The following is a 15416-nucleotide window of genomic DNA, read 5'->3' on the forward strand; positions in this document are numbered from 1 at the left end:
TGCCTTAACCAATAATTACTGCTTAACCAACAGAGCCACCGCCTCGCAGGCAATACCTTCGCCACGGCCAGTAAAACCGAGCTGTTCGGTCGTGGTGGCTTTTACGTTGATATCATCCATATGACATTGTAGGTCTTCCGCCAAATGAACGCGCATTTGTGGAATATGAGGGGCCATTTTCGGCGCCTGAGCAATAATCGTGATGTCTAGATTTCCAAGCCGGTATCCTTTCGCCAAAATGCGACGATAAGCCTCACGCAATAGGCCACGGCTATCCGCACCTTTAAACGCCGGATCGGTGTCGGGGAATAATTTTCCGATGTCGCCTAAGGCCGCAGCTCCCAGCAATGCATCAGTTGCCGCATGTAATGCGACATCACCATCAGAGTGTGCCAATAGACCCTTTTCATAAGGGATTCGCACGCCACCTATAATCAATGGGCCTTCGCCGCCAAATTTATGAACATCAAAACCATGGCCAATTCGCATTAATGACACTCCAATTAATTTGTGTTGCGTCGTTGAGTTAAATAAAACTCTGCCAGCGCCAGATCTTCTGGACGCGTCACCTTGATATTATCCGAACGACCCGAAACCAGTATCGGATGATAGCCGCAATGTTCTAATGCTGAAGCCTCATCGGTGACTACCGCCCCATCTTGCAGGGCGCGGGATAAGCACATTTTTAATAACTCAAGTGGGAAGAGTTGAGGTGTAAGAGCATGCCATAGCGCTTGACGATCCACCGTATGGGCAATCGCTTGAACGCCCGCCTCACTCCGCTTCATTGTGTCACGAACCGGTGCTGCCAGAATTCCCCCGACTTTGCTGTGCTCAATTATCGATAATAATTTTTCAAGATCATCAGCATGCAAACAGGGACGAGCCGCATCATGCACCAGAACCCACTCGGCCTGACCGGCATATTGTAAGCCAGCCATCACCGAATCAGCGCGCTGTTCACCACCGTGGACAACACTGATGCGTGGATCCTTAGCAATAGGTAACGAAGAAAATTGCTGATCCTGCGGATGTATCACGACGATAATCCGCTGAATCCGAGGATGACTCAGCAAAGAAAAAATAGCGTGTTCAATGATTGTTTTGCCACCAGCCATTAAATACTGTTTAGGGCAATCAGCCTGCATACGGCTGCCAATACCCGCCGCGGGTAATACAGCGACGATGTCAGGAAGGGAAACTGCGAAATTACTCATTATTTATTGTTGTGCGTTATTTTGCGTCGAAGGGATACCCGCATTGCGTCCGGATTGGTCAGGAACCAGACGATAGAAACTTTCGCCGGGTTTAATCATACCCAGTTCGTTACGTGCGCGTTCTTCGATAGCCTCTTGACCACCGTTTAAATCATCAATTTCAGCAAATAGCTGATCGTTTCGGGCCTTAAGTTTACCGTTATTAACCTCTTGAAGAGCAACGTCATCCTTAACCCGAACAAAATCATGAACACCATTCTTGCCCAGCCACAATGAATACTGTAACCAGCCAAGTAAAACCAGTAATAGTAGCGTAAGTTTTCCCATTCCCGCCCCCCGAAAAACTGCCTAATCATCCCACAACTTTTCGTCGGACTCCACTCTGTAACGGAAATAGGCCACAAGGCGTAGATTAAGGACGATTTCCGGCAAAAATACCATGCCAATCTACAAAATGTCATTAAATGCGCGTTTTCAGCCCACATTCATCCAAGCAATAGTTGATGAATGCATCATGCAGAGGTAAACACTAGGAAAGTTGTTTTTGCCGTTAGCTTATACCAATCAATAAAGCAAATATGCATATTTAATGTCGCCATAAATAAATAACCCCTATCACAGTTGAGTTTAGAGGTATAAAAGTTTATTTTTATGCACTCAAACTGCATAAATAGAAAATCACACTTTCATTTACTTTTGCCTATGAACCGGGAGATTTACATGTTTAAACGTTTAATGCTGGTCGGAACTTGCCTGGCAGCCATGCTATCTGCGGGCAGCGTGATTGCTGCCGAACCGACTTATGTGGTGGGTTCCGGTGGTACTTATCGCCCCTTTGAGTATGAGAATAGCCAAAAACAACTGGAAGGTTTTGATATCGATATCATTAAGGCTATCGGTAAGGCCGAAGGTTTTCAGGTCAAACTGGTCAATACACCGTGGGAAGGCATTTTTGCCACCTTAGGTTCAGGTGATCGCGACATCATTATTTCTGGCATCACCATTACCGATAAGCGTAAGCAAATGGTTGATTTCTCAGACCCTTACTTCCCCGCAGAACAAACCATAGTGGTGCCTAAAGACTCTAAAGTGGACTCCATTGCCGCATTGAAAGATCTGAATGTTGGCGTGGTGAACTCCAGCACTGGCGATATCGTGGTATCTGATGTACTGGGTAAAAACAGTACCGCCATCAAGCGCTTTGATAATACCCCGTTGATGTTGCAGGAGTTGTATGAAGATGGCATCGCTGCTGCTGTCGGTGATGTGGGTGTTGCCAAGTTCTACCTGAAAACGCATCCAGAGAAAGCATTTGAGCTGGTGTCTGATGACAAGTTTGAACGCCAATATTTCGGTATCGCGGTCGCGAAAGGCAACGAAGAATTACGCAATAAAATCAATAGCGGTTTACAGAAGATCGTCGCTGACGGCACCTATGCCAAAATCTACGAAAAATGGTTTGATGCACAGGTACCTACACTGCCTGCAGCCACTCAGCCTGCAAAATAATTTTTTAATACACCTTTTTTAGACCTCAAATAATTGACGTTACAGCCGGGCGGTGAATACCGCAGTAACGTCGATTACCAAGGTTTTTTGGATTGGCTTATGTCAGGATTTCGTTGGGAAATCATTCAGGAATACGCGCCACTGTTTATGGACGGTGCCTGGATGACGATAAAGTGCACTATTATCTGTGTGATTTTAGGCACCACTTGGGGCTTAACACTGGGATTGGGACGGTTAGCGCAGGCACCTCATGGTATCTGGAAGCCGGTATTACATTACTTTGTTCAATGGCCAGTGCGTATCTATATCAGCGCCATTCGAGGTACGCCGCTCTTTGTGCAAATCATGGTGGTGCATTTCGCATTGGTGCCGCTATTTATCAATCCACGGGATGGCATTCTAGTCACCAATGGCATTATGTCCTCTGACTTTGCCAGAATGCTGCGTTCTGATTACGGTGCATTTTTATCCTGTGTGGTTGCCATCACACTAAATGCCGGGGCCTATGTCTCTGAGATTTTTCGCGCGGGTATTCAATCCATTGATCGTGGTCAAATGGAAGCCTCCCGCTCGCTGGGGATGAGCTACGGCAAAACCATGCGTAAGGTTATCCTGCCACAGGCTTTCCGCCGTATGCTGCCGCCGTTAGGTAATAATGCCATTGCTATTGTGAAAGACTCATCGCTGGCATCCGCCATTGGGTTGGCTGATTTAGCTTATGCCGCTCGCACTGTGTCTGGCGCCTATGCCACCTATTGGGAACCCTACCTGACCATCTCTCTGGTTTATTGGGTTATTACGTTCTTACTTTCGCTGTTAGTGCGGCATATGGAAAAGAGGTTTGGTAAAAGTGATTCACGTACATAACCTGCAAAAACAATTTGGCGAAACCCATGTATTACGCGGTATTTCCTGTGATATCCAACCCAAAGAGGTGGTTTGCATCATCGGCCCATCCGGTTCAGGAAAAAGCACCTTTTTACGCTGCATTAATGCGCTAGAAACGTTGTCTGGCGGTGAGATAACCGTCAACGGCTTTGAGATCCATAATCCCAAAACGGATCTTAACCGTATGCGCGAAAGTGTCGGCATGGTATTCCAGCGCTTTAATCTGTTCCCCCATATGACGGTGCTGGAAAACCTGATTATGGCACCAATGGATGTCAAAAAACTGCCGCGTGCGCAAGCCATAGAGCGGGCCGAATTGTTACTGCGTAAAGTGGGATTGCTGGACAAGATTGATGCCTATCCGAGCAGTTTATCCGGGGGGCAACAACAGCGCGTCGCCATTGCCAGAGCCTTGGCGATGGAGCCAAAAATTATGCTATTCGACGAGCCAACCTCAGCGCTTGATCCCGAATTGGTAGGCGAAGTGCTGGCAGTGATGAAAGCATTGGCTCTGGAAGGAATGACCATGGTGGTTGTCACCCATGAAATGGGCTTTGCCCGCGATGTCGCTGATCGAGTACTGTTTATCGATCAAGGGGTAATTCAAGAAGAGGGGCAACCGGAAGATATCTTTACAGCCCCTAGTAACCCACGGACACAAGCCTTCCTCAGCAAAGTGCTGTCAGCGCAAGCCTAACTGACGACAGATTAATTTGAGGAAAAACTGATGCGGCTGTTAGCGGGTGAATCCCAAACAGCCTGCTGATTTTACACTCACCAGCCGGTGAGAAATGAAAACAGCATCCAGAACAAGCACACCACCGCAATCCCCGTCCCACCAACCGTGGCTAACAGATTACCGCGCGACAGCATACTCAGCGTAATACCAATCAGTACAGAAACCGGCATCAATGCTAGAAAGAAGGGCCAAGTATAGAGCAGGAAGAAGACCGTATTCGGGCCGTAGACAAAAAATGGGATCGCGAAGGCCAACCAATAGAAAACAAAGCCAGTGACGCCACCGAGAAAGGAGTATGACGGCTCCTCCCGTTCCCGCTGTTCGTCGATAGTAATCTGGGTGACATTCTGCATAAAGATCCCGTAGGTACAGTTTGCCGGCACGTTCTCAGGACGTTTCGCCAGGCAATCATAAGACATATATACCCAACATCATTGGAACTATAGGCGGGCAACAAGCGAACTCATCCCGATGAGCTAACATCAAAGTCAGTGATTCGGGAGAGTTCTTGCAGCGAACAACCTTGTAGTTTTAAGTACGAAGGGGATACGTTTAGGATCTGATAATAGCTCTACCACGCAGCACGTCTAACAATTGTTCAATCAAATTTGTTACTAATTGTTCACCCTGCAAATGCACATCGGCCTGCTCAGGGGATTCATAAACAGCGTCGATACCGGTGAAGTTTTTCAGCTCTCCGGCGCGGGCCTTTTTATACAATCCCTTAGGATCACGAGTCTCGCAAATTGCCAACGGCGTATCCACAAATACCTCAATAAACTGACCCGGAGCCAGCATATCTCGCACCATTTGTCGCTCGGCTCGATGGGGGGAGATAAAGGCCGTCAACACCACAAGACCAGCATCAACCATTAATTTGGCGACTTCCCCAACCCGGCGGATATTTTCCCGCCGGTCAGCATCAGCGAAGCCCAAATCACGGCATAAACCATGGCGCACATTGTCGCCATCAAGTAAGTAAGTGCTGACACCACGGGCAAACAGCGCCTGCTCCAGCGCACCGGCCAAAGTCGATTTTCCCGAACCCGACAAACCGGTAAACCACAGCACCACACCCTGATGCCCATGTTGTTGTTCACGATCGGCCTGGGTCACAGCATGCGGGTGCCAGACAATATTCTCATCAGCAGGCACGCTATTTCCCTCCCAGCAGGTCACGTGCGCCCCAATGCGGGAAGTGGCGACGAACCAGCGCATTCAGTTCCAATTCAAAAGGACTGAATTCGGTCGTTTCTTGATAAACCGACTCGATAGTTTCTCGAATCAAACCGGCACCGACGGTGACATTACTCAAGCGGTCAATAAAGATCATCCCGCCGGTATCCCGATTATGCTGATAACTGTCCAGCACCAACGGCTCATCAAACGCCAGTTCAACCAAGCCGATACCGTTGAGCGGCAGACTTTCAACCACTCGCTGAGTCAGCGAGTTAATCTCAACCTGATATTGAATATTTTCAACTCGTGCACGGGTCTTTTTCCCGGCCACTTTGATGTCATAGCTCTGCCCAACCACCAGTGGCTGTTCGGCCATCCATACCACATCTACCAGCGCATTCTGAGCCGCTTTTAGCGTCTCTCCGGCGTCAACCAACAGATCACCACGGCTGATGTCCACTTCGTCCGCCAACACCAATGTAATTGCTTCACCCGGTGTGGCTTGAGTCAAATCACCATCAAAAGTCACAATGCGTGTCACGGTAGATTCCACACCTGAAGGCAGCACTTTTATTTTTTGTCCGACTCGAACGATACCGGCAGACAAGGTGCCAGCATAACCCCGGAAATCCAAATTGGGCCGGTTAACATACTGCACCGGGAAACGCAGTGGTTGCTGACGGCTGGCATTCACCACATCGACACTTTCCAGCACTTCAAGTAGCGTCGGACCGGAGTACCAGTCCATTTTCTCGCTCGGCGAGGCCACGTTGTCACCATCCAATGCGGACAATGGCACAAATTTGATATTCAAGTCGGTGGGCAATTGTTCGGCAAAACTCAGATAGTTTTCTTTGAACTGCTCGAAAACACTTTCCTGATAGTCCACTAAATCCATCTTGTTCACTGCCACCACTAAATGGCGGATACCCAATAAGGTGGCGATAAAACTGTGGCGACGAGTTTGGTCCAACACCCCTTTACGCGCATCGATCAACAAAATGGCTAGATCACAGGTCGACGCACCGGTGGCCATATTGCGCGTGTATTGCTCATGCCCTGGGGTATCAGCAATGATAAATTTGCGTTTTTCAGTCGAGAAGTAGCGATAAGCCACATCAATAGTAATGCCCTGCTCACGTTCGGCCTGTAAGCCATCCACCAGCAATGCCAGATCCAGCTTTTCGCCCTGTGTCCCCATGCGCTTGCTGTCAGTATGCAGTGTTGTAAGCTGATCTTCGTAGATTTGACGGGTATCGTGCAATAAACGGCCAATCAGGGTACTTTTACCGTCATCCACGCTGCCACAAGTCAGAAAGCGCAGCATGGTTTTGTGTTGCTGTGCATGCAAGTAAGCTTCCACCCCACCCTCATTCGCAATCTGCTGGGCAATCGAGGTGTTCTGTAAAATCATTGACTTGCCTTCTGACACTGCCGGGTTATCAAAAACAGGTTTATTTTGAAATGTTGTGCTCATCGGGCGCTCCTCAGAAATATCCCTGACGCTTTTTAAGCTCCATCGAGCCGGATTGATCACGGTCGATCATGCGACCCTGACGTTCACTAGTAGTCGAGATAAGCATCTCTTCGATAATAGCAGGCAAGGTTTCAGCCTCCGATTCAACGGCACCGGTGAGCGGCCAGCAGCCCAACGTGCGAAAACGCACCATTTTCTGAGTAATGACTTCGCCCGGCTGAAGATCGATACGATCGTCATCCACCATCAGCAACATACCGTCGCGCTCGACCACAGGGCGCGACTTCGCCAGATACAGCGGCACAATGTCGATGTTTTCCAAGAAAATATATTGCCAGATATCCAGCTCGGTCCAGTTGGAAAGCGGGAATACGCGGATACTTTCGCCTTTATTAATCTGGCCGTTGTAGTTATGCCACAGCTCTGGGCGCTGATTTTTGGGATCCCAGCGATGGAAACGGTCACGGAACGAATAGATACGCTCTTTGGCTCGCGATTTTTCTTCATCGCGCCGCGCACCACCAAAGGCTGCATCAAAACCGTACTTATTCAGTGCTTGCTTGAGGCCTTCAGTTTTCATGATATCGGTATGTTTGGCACTGCCGTGAACAAAGGGATTAATCCCCATCGCCACACCTTCAGGATTACGGTGAACCAATAATTCGCAGCCAAAGGCTTTCGCCGTACGGTCACGGAATTCGTACATTTCACGAAATTTCCAGCCGGTATCCACATGCAACAGCGGGAAAGGTAAATGCCCGGGGAAGAATGCCTTGCGTGCCAAATGCAGCATCACTGACGAGTCTTTACCAATGGAATAGAGCATCACTGGGTTACCGAATTCGGCGGCCACTTCACGGATGATATGGATACTCTCCGCCTCCAATTGCCGCAAATGAGTGAGTCGTTTTTCGTCCATAACAGATCCTTTATGCCAAATTCACGACTGAGGGGCTAATTGCCTGTTCAGTCTGCGGTTGTTGCCCAAACCAGGCAATTTGGTGATGTAAATCCACCACTTCACCGATAACCAGCAATGCGGGTGTCGGTGCCTGATGTGCGAGTGACTCTAGTTGCGCCAGAGTGCCCGTCAGCACTTGCTGGTCAGCACGGGTTCCGCGGCCAATTACCGCGACGGGCGTGGTGCTAGCCCGGCCATGGGTCATCAATTGCCGGCTGATTTCAGCCGCTTTCACGGTGCCCATGTAGATAGCTAATGTTTGGCGGCCACGCGCGAGAGCCTGCCAGTCCAGATCATCGCCGTCAGAGCGGCAATGTCCGGTAATAAAAGTCACACTTTGCGCGTGATCACGGTGAGTCAGAGGAATACCAGCATAGGCCGTCGCTCCGGCAGCTGCTGTCACGCCAGGCACCACCTGAAAAGGGATCCCCGCGCGCGCCACAACTTGTAGCTCTTCGCCACCTCGGCCAAAAATAAAAGGATCACCTCCTTTTAGTCTCACCACTCGTTTGCCACGCTGTGCTAATGTGACCAGTAATTGGTTAGTTTCTTCCTGAGCAACCGAATGTGCCCCTGCCCGTTTACCGACACAAATACGCTCGGCATCACGTCGTACCAAATCCAAAACTTCTGGGCTGACTAAATGGTCATACAACACCACATCAGCCTGCTGAATAACTTGTAGACCGCGCAACGTCAGTAAGCCGGGGTCACCGGGACCTGCGCCCACTAAAGCAACCTCACCTAAAGTGCTGCCCTGCCCCTCTAGCGCCAATTGCAGTTCATCTTCTGCCTGTGTTAACTGACCGCGGCTGATCAAATGAGCAAAGCGGCCACTGAAGGCATTTTCCCAAAAACGTCGACGCGCCCTCATCGACGTGATGTGCTGCTTAACTCGCCCACGCCAACGCCCAGCGACTGCCGCCATATCGCTCAAACTATGGGGTAGCAGAGCCTCTAACTTCTCACGGAGTAAACGTGCTAATACAGGGGCCTGACCTGCGGAGGAAATAGCCACCACCAATGGTGAGCGATCAACAATCGATGGGAAGATAAACGAACAGCGCGGTTGGTCATCAACCACGTTCGCCAAAATGTGTCGCTCATCAGCGGCGCTAAAAACGGCTGCATTCAATTCGGTGTCGTTAGTTGCCGCAATGACCAGAAAGACCTCATCCAGCTGTTCAGGCAAGAAATCCAATGCCAGCCAGTGAATATGGCCATCTTGGTGCTGCTGCTCAAGTTCAGATGAAAGAGTCTGTGCCACTACCCGCACCTGTGCGCCAGCGCGGTGGAGTAAGTCAATTTTTCGCGCAGCAACTTCACCGCCGCCAACGACCAATACTGGGCGTCGTTTCAAGTCGGCAAATAGAGGTAGATAGTCCACAACATCCTTCGATTACATGATAAAGCGTAGGGTGACTATAGGGGGGGGTTATGGCCTTATGAAATGACGAAAAGTAATTACAAGTTCCATAATGATATATAGGCGCAATAGTCCGGCTCGCAGCGATGTTAGCCAATGCTCACCGTGAGCTATTTTCTTATTTGCTCACCTATACCCAATAGCTGTCGACTGACAGATAAGTGCCCCGAGGCATTGAGATAACTCAATGAGTTGAGTGGTAAATCTGTCAGGATAAAATTTGAACGTGGCTTGCGGCTGCCTCGCAAAGGCGAGGTCCATGGATGGGTCGAGTCATGATGGTAGCCAGCACCTCCTACGTCTTGAAAGATGACGGGAATAAATATCTGCACTTTAGGAGCCATACAGATTGTCTATTGAGCCTGACGCTTCCATACTAACTGCGTTATCCATACCAGCGACTTTAACAAGGATATTTCGGTATGTTTTCCCGCCGTTGCCTAAAGTGGGCACTTTTCACTCTGAGTTTCAGTACCGTCCTGCCACTTCAGGCAGCGACAACACCCGCTACCGGTCAAATTGCTGAACAGCAAATTCGCCATATTAGCACCTACTTTCCAGGCCGTATGGCTGGTAGCCCAGCCGAGCTACTGGCTGCCGAGTATATTAATCATCGTTTTCAGCAAATGGGCTACCAGAGTAATTTGCGTGGTTTTAATACCCGTTATCTCTATACCAGTAAGAATGGTAAACAAAGCTGGCGCAATGTCAGTGCCACGTCAGTGATTGCAGCGCGTAACGCATCAGCGGAGAAACCTGACGCCCAGAAGCAGATAATCATCATGGCGCATTTTGATACTTACACGCCGCAAAGTGATAATGATTTAGATAAAAATCTTGGCGGGTTAACACTGCAGGGCGTTGATGATAATGCCTCTGGTGTCGGTGTGATGTTGGAACTGGCAGAGCGCCTGAAAACAGCACCTCTACGCTATGAACTGCGTTTTGTGGCCCTTAGCGCTGAAGAGATAGGCGCACAAGGTACTGAAAACTATCTGCAACGTATGAGTCAAGCTGAGAAGGACAACACGTTGTTGGTGATTAATTTAGATAGTCTGATTACCGGTGATCGCCTCTATTTTAATGCCAGCAAGCAACCCTCCGCTATTGCAGCAAGAGATCAAGCGCTCACACTGGCTCGCCGCTATGGTATTACCGCCAGCACGATAAAAAATCAGGTAACCTCTCCGTGTCGGACAGAGAAGAATGTCTTTGATACTGCGGGGATACCGTTGTTATCTGTCAACGCTGGCAACGATACCTTAGGGAAGAAAGATGGCTGCCAGCAGCGAGCTATCAGCAAGCATTTTCCACAGGGCGTCACTCGTCACCAAAGCCAATTAGATAACTTAAATTATCTGGATAAATTTTTACCCAACCGTATCACTAAACGTAGCCGCGACAGCGTAAAAATATTGCTACCCTTGATACAAGAATTGGCGGTGGCTAAAAAATAATGTTCACCTTGCGAGGCATGGCGCAAAATCTACTCACTGCGATTGATAAGTTTATCGCCACCCACAGTGGCTATAAGAATCGCAGCCAGTTTCTGGCAGAACTCGCCCAAGAGCGAATGGCTCGCTAATGGCCACAAAAAAGGGCGCTCTCTGCGCCCTGACGGTTTATTTTGCTGTCACTCAGCCTTCATGCAAACCGCATTCACGTTTCAGGCCAAAGAAACGCGTCTCTTCTTCACTCATACCCGGTTCCCATTTACGGGTGGTATGAGTATCCCCGACAGAGAGATAGCCCTGCTCCCACAACGGGTGATAACTCAGGTCATTTTGTTTCAAATACTGGTAAACCTGCCGGTTATCCCAATCAATGATGGGAAGAACCTTAAAGACACCGCGCGCAATAGCCAGAACAGGCAGTTGTGAACGGCTGCCCGATTGCTCACGACGCAAGCCCGCAAACCACGTCTGGGCACCTAACGTTTCCAGCGCCCGGTTCATTGGCTCAACCTTATTCAGGTCATTATAGCGCTCAATGCCCTCAACACCCTGTTCCCACAATTTGCCGTAGCGGGCCTCTTGCCAGGCTGGGCTTTGCTGGGCACGAAATACTTGCAAATTAAGCTTAAGTTTCTCCGTCAAGTCATCAATAAACTGATAAGTTTCAGGGAACAGATACCCCGTGTCCGTCAAAATCACCGGAATATCGGGATGTTGGCGGGTAACCAGATGCAAACAAACGGCTGCCTGAATACCAAAGCTGGAAGAGAGCACGAACTCTCCGGGCAAGTTTTCTAACGCCCAACTGACGCGCTCTTGAGCGGTGAAATGTTCAAGCTGCCCATTAACCAGCGCCAATGCCGCAGCTTGCTCCGCCTTTGGCAACGCATTCAGTTCGCTCAAATTAAATTGGCTCACACCGCCTCCTGAACGTCATAAAAATCACGGGCAGAATCAATCACCGGAGCAATAACACCAATACGAATGACAAAATCACCGAAACCTTCATTAAGTTGGCGCTCTTTCGCCCAACGCCCGACCAATTGATCAGTGATAGCCAGAATTTCATCTTCGGTAATATTTTCGCGATACATCCGGGGGATACGTGTTCCTTCGCGATTGCCTCCCAGATGCAGGTTATAGCGCCCAACCGCTTTACCCACCAATCCAACCTCAGCCAGCAAAGCACGACCACAACCATTCGGGCAACCGGTCACTCGTAGAACGATATGCTCATCCGCAATACCGTGTTGCTGTAAAATCCCTTCCACCCGCGTCACAAACTCCGGTAGAAAACGTTCTGCCTCCGCCATTGCCAGTGGGCAAGTTGGGAATGAAACACACGCCATCGAATTCTCGCGCTGCGGGCTGACATTGTCATCCATCAGCCCATGCTCACGAGCCAGAGCCTCAATACGCGCTTTGTCTTTTTCCGGGACTCCCGCCACAATCAGATTCTGGTTCGCCGTTAAACGGAAATCACCCTGATGAATTTTAGCAATGGCCGCTACACCACTTTTTAGGCTACGTCCGGGATAATCCAGCAGACGACCATTTTCAATAAATAGCGTCAAATGCCACTTTTTATCGATGCCTTTCACCCAGCCGATACGATCACCACGACCGGTAAATTGATAGGGTTTAATCGCACCAAAACTCACCCCAGCGCGCTTTTCAACTTCAGCTTTAAAGACATCAACACCAACGCGTTCCAACGTATATTTGGTTTTAGCATTTTTACGATCAGTGCGGTTACCCCAATCACGCTGAGTTGTCACTACAGCTTCAGCAATCGCCAACGTATGTTGCAGTGGGATATAACCGAACTCGCTAGCTTTACGTGGGTACGTATTTTTATCACCGTGGGCAATGGATAACCCGCCCCCCACCAGCACGTTGAAGCCCACCAACTTACCTTTCTCGGCGACAGCGACAAAGTTAAGATCATTGGCGTGGAGATCCACATCATTTTGCGGTGGAATAACGACTGTGGTTTTAAATTTACGCGGCAAATATGTCGCACCTAGAATGGGTTCTTCGTCGGTGGTTGCCACTTTCTCCGCATCCAACCAGATTTCAGCATAAGCACGGGTACGCGGCAGCAAATGCTCAGAAATCTTCTTCGCCCACTCATAGGCTTCTTGATGCAGCACCGACTCCACAGGGTTCGAGGTGCAAAGCACATTACGGTTAACATCGTTTGCTGTAGCCAGCGCATCCAAACCTAATTGATTGAGCAATTGGTGAGCTGGTTTCACATTCCCTTTCAGAATGCCATGGAACTGGAATGTCTGGCGGTTAGTGATACGAATGCTGCCGTACAGGGTGTTATCCGCAGCAAACTTATCGATACCCAACCACTGCTGCGGCGTGATGATCCCGCCGGGTAAACGACAGCGCAGCATCATGGCATGGCGTGGTTCCAACTTCTGCTCTGCACGCTCTGCGCGAATATCACGATCATCTTGCTGATACATGCCGTGGAAACGGATCAACAGGAAATTATCGCCGTTGAAGCCACCAGTCAGCCCATCATTCAAGTCTTGTGCAATCGTCCCACGCAGGAAGTTGCTTTGTGACTTCATGCGCTCGCCATCGGACAGTTTTCCCGTCACGACCAGTGGCCCTGGGTGTTTTTCATTCATCAGTACACATCCCGCTGATAACGGCGCGCCAGGCGCAGCTCACTTAAATATTCATCAGCCTGCTCGGTATCCATTGCACCGTGCAGAGCCACCACGTCCAGTAAAACCTGCTCAACGTCTTTAGCCATGCGGTTAGCATCGCCACAGACGTAAATGTGGGCGCCTTGTTGGATCCAGCTCCACAGTTCTGCACCTTGTTCGCGCAGTTTATCTTGTACGTATATTTTATGGGCCTGATCGCGCGACCAAGCCAGATCAATGCGGGTCAGCAAGCCGTCTTTAACGTAGCGCTGCCATTCAACCTGATAGAGAAAATCTTCAGTAAAGTGTGGGTTGCCAAAGAGTAACCAGTTTTTGCCAGTAGCTCCGTCTGCTTCACGTTGCTGCATAAAAGCACGGAATGGCGCGATGCCCGTGCCGGGGCCAATCATGATGACGGGCGTCTCAGGATTCGTCGGTAAACGGAAGTTATCGTTATGTTCGATGAAAATGCGGATATCACCATCGACTTCCAGCCGGTCAGCCAGATAACCCGAAGCTCCCCCCGTTCTTGGACGGCCCTCAATGTCATAGCGCACGACACCGACGGTAATATGCACTTCATTTTCCGTCTCGGCTTGTGATGACGCAATGGAATATAGACGCGGTGTGAGTGGCCGTAACAGCGCAACCAATTGATCAGCATTCAGATCAGAGGGAGCTTGGCGCACCATATCGACAATTGGAGTATTTTTTGCATATTGCTGCAACGCTGGTTTATCGGCCAGTAACCCAATCAGTGTTTCATCACGGGAAAGTGCCGCGTATTTATCCACAATCACCGTGGTATTTTGTGTCAGTTCAAGATGACGACGTAGTGCCTGCGACAATGGCATATTCTGCCCATCGATGCTGACTGACTCATCACCTTTAAGCCACAATAGCGCCAGCAGCTCTTCTACCAGTTCTGGCGAGTTATCAAACCAGACCCCCAGCGCATCGCCCGGCTGATAGCGCAACCCAGAGTCACCGAGATCAATTTCAATATGACGCACATCTTTTTCTGAGTGACGCCCCGTCACTTTTTGCTGAACGGAGAGCTGTGCAGTCAAGGGGGAAGTTTTGCTATAAGGGCTAGAGGTAATCTCATCAACAGCACCACTTGGTGTGATTGCCACTGCTGGCGTAGATTGAGTTGGCACTCTGGCCTGCAATGCAGCAACCACCTGTTGTCGCCATTGCTGTGCTGATACTTGATATTCCACATCAGCATCAACGCGCTCCAATAACCGCTCCGCTCCCAGTTCGGCCAGTTTGTTATCGAAGTCTTTACCCGCCTGACAGAAATGTTCGTATGAGGTATCCCCTAGACCAAATACGGCAAAAGTCGTCTCTGGTAATTTCGGCGCTTTTTTAGAGAATAGGAATTTATGCAGCGCCACGGCTTCTTCCGCAGGTTCCCCTTCCCCTTGAGTGGACGCGACGATGATGAGTAAGCGTTCTTGTGCTATTTGTTTAAACTTATAATCACCGGCATTAACCAAGTTGACGTTAAGTTTGGCCGCCAGAAGATCATCACGTAACTGTTCAGCCAAACGCCGCGCATTGCCGGTTTGTGAAGCAGAAATCAAGGTAATCGTTACCGGCGTAGGGGCCGCCACCGCAGGAGCAACGACTGCACCGGGTTGTTGGTTAACCATGCCCCAGAAGTAGCCAGATAACCATGCCATTTGGGTTGGGGAAAACTCACCAACCGCTGTCTGCAAGCGGGCTAACTGCTCCGGCGATAGCGGGAGTATAGAAGTAGGAGGGGCCTGAGTCGTCATTGCGGTACGAATTCCCTTATGCTTTCACTACCCTTCGTACTTAGCATCTCAGGGGGAGCTGCCCTCACTCGCCCAAATCACTTACTTGTGTAAGTTCATTAGAATGGGTTCGTAGG

Annotated in this window: 15 protein-coding genes and 1 pseudogene; 5 read left to right on the plus strand and 11 right to left on the minus strand. The window is 49.6% G+C overall.

The window, feature by feature from the left end:
* Positions 1-15: 15 nt before the first annotated feature.
* The 3 genes from ispF to ftsB are packed head-to-tail and all read right to left on the minus strand — an operon-like array spanning position 16 to position 1544.
* Entirely contained in the window at positions 16-489 is a 474-nt protein-coding gene (ispF, locus tag ACIOG0_RS17630) for a 2-C-methyl-D-erythritol 2,4-cyclodiphosphate synthase (protein WP_050100349.1), read from the minus strand.
* Positions 490-503: 14 nt separating this feature from the next.
* The gene (gene ispD, locus ACIOG0_RS17635) at positions 504-1217 is read right to left on the minus strand and encodes a 2-C-methyl-D-erythritol 4-phosphate cytidylyltransferase (protein WP_050100351.1); all 714 of its coding nucleotides are present in this window, start codon (positions 1215-1217) and stop codon (positions 504-506) included.
* A gap of 3 nt (positions 1218-1220) precedes the next feature.
* A complete protein-coding gene (gene ftsB, locus ACIOG0_RS17640; RefSeq protein ID WP_050100352.1) occupies positions 1221-1544 on the minus strand; it encodes a cell division protein FtsB in 324 nt (107 codons plus the stop codon).
* Positions 1545-1937: 393 nt separating this feature from the next.
* On the opposite strand from ftsB, the gene ACIOG0_RS17645 reads away from it, so the two are divergent.
* The 3 genes from ACIOG0_RS17645 to ACIOG0_RS17655 all read left to right on the plus strand — a co-directional run bounded on the left by ACIOG0_RS17645 (position 1938) and on the right by ACIOG0_RS17655 (position 4311).
* Positions 1938-2726, plus strand: a complete 789-nt coding sequence (locus ACIOG0_RS17645; RefSeq protein WP_050140497.1) for a basic amino acid ABC transporter substrate-binding protein — start codon at positions 1938-1940, stop codon at positions 2724-2726.
* A gap of 99 nt (positions 2727-2825) precedes the next feature.
* Entirely contained in the window at positions 2826-3593 is a 768-nt protein-coding gene (locus tag ACIOG0_RS17650; RefSeq protein ID WP_050100355.1) for an amino acid ABC transporter permease, read from the plus strand.
* Entirely contained in the window at positions 3577-4311 is a 735-nt protein-coding gene (locus tag ACIOG0_RS17655; RefSeq protein ID WP_050100356.1) for an amino acid ABC transporter ATP-binding protein, read from the plus strand. The genes ACIOG0_RS17650 and ACIOG0_RS17655 overlap by 17 nt, the downstream gene beginning before the upstream one ends.
* A gap of 77 nt (positions 4312-4388) precedes the next feature.
* Here ACIOG0_RS17655 and ACIOG0_RS17660 read toward each other — a convergent pair whose 3' ends face one another.
* The 5 genes from ACIOG0_RS17660 to cysG form a co-directional block, all read right to left on the minus strand.
* Entirely contained in the window at positions 4389-4706 is a 318-nt protein-coding gene (locus ACIOG0_RS17660) for a DUF3561 family protein (RefSeq protein ID WP_050100526.1), read from the minus strand.
* 199 nt (positions 4707-4905) lie between these two features.
* Positions 4906-5571, minus strand: a complete 666-nt coding sequence (gene cysC, locus ACIOG0_RS17665) for an adenylyl-sulfate kinase (RefSeq protein ID WP_164908344.1) — start codon at positions 5569-5571, stop codon at positions 4906-4908.
* Positions 5510-7009, minus strand: a complete 1500-nt coding sequence (gene cysN / locus ACIOG0_RS17670; RefSeq protein ID WP_174846797.1) for a sulfate adenylyltransferase subunit CysN — start codon at positions 7007-7009, stop codon at positions 5510-5512. The genes cysC and cysN overlap by 62 nt, the downstream gene beginning before the upstream one ends.
* Positions 7010-7019: 10 nt before the next feature.
* Positions 7020-7928 carry a sulfate adenylyltransferase subunit CysD gene (gene cysD, locus ACIOG0_RS17675; protein WP_050100357.1) on the minus strand — a complete coding sequence of 303 codons (909 nt, stop codon included), beginning with the start codon at positions 7926-7928 and terminating at the stop codon, positions 7020-7022.
* Positions 7929-7938: 10 nt separating this feature from the next.
* A complete protein-coding gene (gene cysG, locus ACIOG0_RS17680) occupies positions 7939-9357 on the minus strand; it encodes a siroheme synthase CysG (RefSeq protein WP_128451267.1) in 1419 nt (472 codons plus the stop codon).
* Between the two features lie 461 nt (positions 9358-9818).
* On the opposite strand from cysG, the gene ACIOG0_RS17685 reads away from it, so the two are divergent.
* Complete coding sequence (locus ACIOG0_RS17685) at positions 9819-10853, plus strand: aminopeptidase (RefSeq protein WP_050140495.1); 1035 nt, start codon at positions 9819-9821, stop codon at positions 10851-10853.
* Positions 10854-10870: 17 nt separating this feature from the next.
* A pseudogene (locus ACIOG0_RS17690) lies at positions 10871-10981 on the plus strand (HicB family protein); the annotation flags it as partial.
* A 52-nt stretch (positions 10982-11033) separates the two neighbouring features.
* Here the strand turns inward: ACIOG0_RS17690 and ACIOG0_RS17695 are convergent.
* From ACIOG0_RS17695 to cysJ, 3 genes are read right to left on the minus strand one after another with little or no spacing between them, the layout of a single operon-like run.
* Complete coding sequence (locus ACIOG0_RS17695) at positions 11034-11768, minus strand: phosphoadenylyl-sulfate reductase (RefSeq protein WP_050100362.1); 735 nt, start codon at positions 11766-11768, stop codon at positions 11034-11036.
* Positions 11765-13495 (minus strand): assimilatory sulfite reductase (NADPH) hemoprotein subunit, encoded by a 1731-nt coding sequence (gene cysI / locus ACIOG0_RS17700; RefSeq protein ID WP_050140493.1) that lies wholly within the window; start codon positions 13493-13495, stop codon positions 11765-11767. Before cysI ends, ACIOG0_RS17695 begins: the two co-directional genes overlap by 4 nt.
* Entirely contained in the window at positions 13495-15300 is a 1806-nt protein-coding gene (gene cysJ, locus ACIOG0_RS17705) for an NADPH-dependent assimilatory sulfite reductase flavoprotein subunit (RefSeq protein ID WP_050100366.1), read from the minus strand. The genes cysI and cysJ overlap by 1 nt, the downstream gene beginning before the upstream one ends.
* Positions 15301-15416 lie beyond the last annotated feature (116 nt).

It is taken from the genome of Yersinia vastinensis (assembly GCF_044905075.1).
GTDB classification, from domain to species: domain Bacteria; phylum Pseudomonadota; class Gammaproteobacteria; order Enterobacterales; family Enterobacteriaceae; genus Yersinia; species Yersinia vastinensis.

What these genes read in the sequence shown, in the direction of transcription:
- cysI (WP_050140493.1), bottom strand. Translation starts at nt 13,495, where the DNA reads ATGAATGAAAAACACCCAGGGCCACTGGTCGTGACGGGAAAACTGTCC.
- cysC (WP_164908344.1), bottom strand. Translation starts at nt 5,571, where the DNA reads ATGCGCTGGTTCGTCGCCACTTCCCGCATTGGGGCGCACGTGACCTGC.
- ACIOG0_RS17650 (WP_050100355.1), top strand. Translation starts at nt 2,826, where the DNA reads ATGTCAGGATTTCGTTGGGAAATCATTCAGGAATACGCGCCACTGTTT.
- cysJ (WP_050100366.1), bottom strand. Translation starts at nt 15,300, where the DNA reads ATGACGACTCAGGCCCCTCCTACTTCTATACTCCCGCTATCGCCGGAG.
- cysN (WP_174846797.1), bottom strand. Translation starts at nt 7,009, where the DNA reads ATGAGCACAACATTTCAAAATAAACCTGTTTTTGATAACCCGGCAGTG.
- ftsB (WP_050100352.1), bottom strand. Translation starts at nt 1,544, where the DNA reads ATGGGAAAACTTACGCTACTATTACTGGTTTTACTTGGCTGGTTACAG.
- cysD (WP_050100357.1), bottom strand. Translation starts at nt 7,928, where the DNA reads ATGGACGAAAAACGACTCACTCATTTGCGGCAATTGGAGGCGGAGAGT.
- ACIOG0_RS17660 (WP_050100526.1), bottom strand. Translation starts at nt 4,706, where the DNA reads ATGCAGAATGTCACCCAGATTACTATCGACGAACAGCGGGAACGGGAG.
- ACIOG0_RS17685 (WP_050140495.1), top strand. Translation starts at nt 9,819, where the DNA reads ATGTTTTCCCGCCGTTGCCTAAAGTGGGCACTTTTCACTCTGAGTTTC.
- ispD (WP_050100351.1), bottom strand. Translation starts at nt 1,217, where the DNA reads ATGAGTAATTTCGCAGTTTCCCTTCCTGACATCGTCGCTGTATTACCC.
- ACIOG0_RS17645 (WP_050140497.1), top strand. Translation starts at nt 1,938, where the DNA reads ATGTTTAAACGTTTAATGCTGGTCGGAACTTGCCTGGCAGCCATGCTA.
- ispF (WP_050100349.1), bottom strand. Translation starts at nt 489, where the DNA reads ATGCGAATTGGCCATGGTTTTGATGTTCATAAATTTGGCGGCGAAGGC.